The organism is Streptomyces solincola (assembly GCF_002982015.1).
Classification (GTDB): Bacteria; Actinomycetota; Actinomycetes; order Streptomycetales; family Streptomycetaceae; genus Streptomyces; species Streptomyces solincola.
Window position 1 is genome coordinate 1 of the sequence record NZ_PVLV01000710.1, and the last position, 1,045, is coordinate 1,045.

The following is a 1,045-nucleotide window of genomic DNA, read 5'->3' on the forward strand; positions in this document are numbered from 1 at the left end:
AGCTGGTTGATGAACGCCTCGGTGCGGCGGCGGCGTTGCCAGGGGGGTGAGAAGGGGAAGGTCGGGTCAGACGCGGATGCGGGAGAGGCGGGCGATCACGGTGTAGCCGAGGGCGTAGAGGGCGAAGGCGAGGACGCAGCCGATCTGCCCGGCGGCGGAGCCGGTCATCTTGTCCAGGGCGCCGGGCTGCATGCCGTTGATCAGGAGGAGGAAGCCGAGGCCGAGCAGGGGCAGGGCGACGGCGGTGACCTTGACCTGGGAGAGCAGGGTGGTGACCTCGCGCCGGGTCTCCTTGCGCTCCTCCAGGGTGGTGGTGAGGTTGCGCAGCGAGGTGACGACCTGGCCGCCGGCCCGGTTGGACAGGATCAGGGTGGAGACGAGGACGACGAGTTCCCGGGAGGGCAGCCGGTCGGCGAGGGTGCCGAGGGCGTCGTCCAGGGTGTGGCCGAGGGCCAGCTGGTCGGCGACCTTGCGCAGTTCCTCGCCGGCCGGGTCGTCCAGCTCCTCGGCGGCCATGGCGATGGCGGTGCGCAGGGCGAGGCCGGCCTGGGTGGCGTTGGCGAGGACGCGGGTGAGTTCGGGGAGCTGGTTGATGAACGCCTCGGTGCGGCGGCGGCGTTGCCAGGCCAGGAAGGACCCGGCGGCCCAGATGCCGGTGAGGACGGCGAGGACGCCGAAGAACGGGGCGAAGACGGCGGTGACGGCGGTGTAGAGGCCGAGCAGGGCGGCGAGCGCGTAGACGGTGTACTCGGCCGGGGTGAGGTCGAGTCCGGTGGTGGCGATGCGGCGTTCGAGCCGGCGGCCGTAGCGGGTGGTGCGCAGCCGCCGGTCCAGTGCGGTGAACCGCCGGCGGCGGCCGGCCGGGCCGGGCAGCGCGGTCTGGGACATCCGGGCGACCAGGGCCTGGCGCTGGGCGGCCCCGGAGGCGTAGACGTGCACGCCGACGACGCCCAGCAGGCAGGCGAGGACGGTGACGCCGAGCGTCAGCAGCGGAAGGTTCATGGCGGTGTCCGGGATCGTGGTGGTCTCAGAGGAGGGCGGGGGG

At 73.3% G+C, this 1,045-nt stretch carries 1 protein-coding gene; it reads right to left on the reverse strand.

From position 1 onward, the window contains the following. Positions 1 to 66: 66 nt before the first annotated feature. Positions 67 to 1,002, reverse strand: a complete 936-nt coding sequence (locus tag C6N75_RS29575) for a type II secretion system F family protein (RefSeq protein ID WP_105871907.1) — start codon at positions 1,000 to 1,002, stop codon at positions 67 to 69. Between the last annotated feature and the right edge of the window lie 43 nt (positions 1,003 to 1,045).

Coding starts and splice junctions, on each gene's coding strand:
- C6N75_RS29575 (WP_105871907.1), bottom strand. CDS start 1,002: ATGAACCTTCCGCTGCTGACGCTCGGCGTCACCGTCCTCGCCTGCCTG.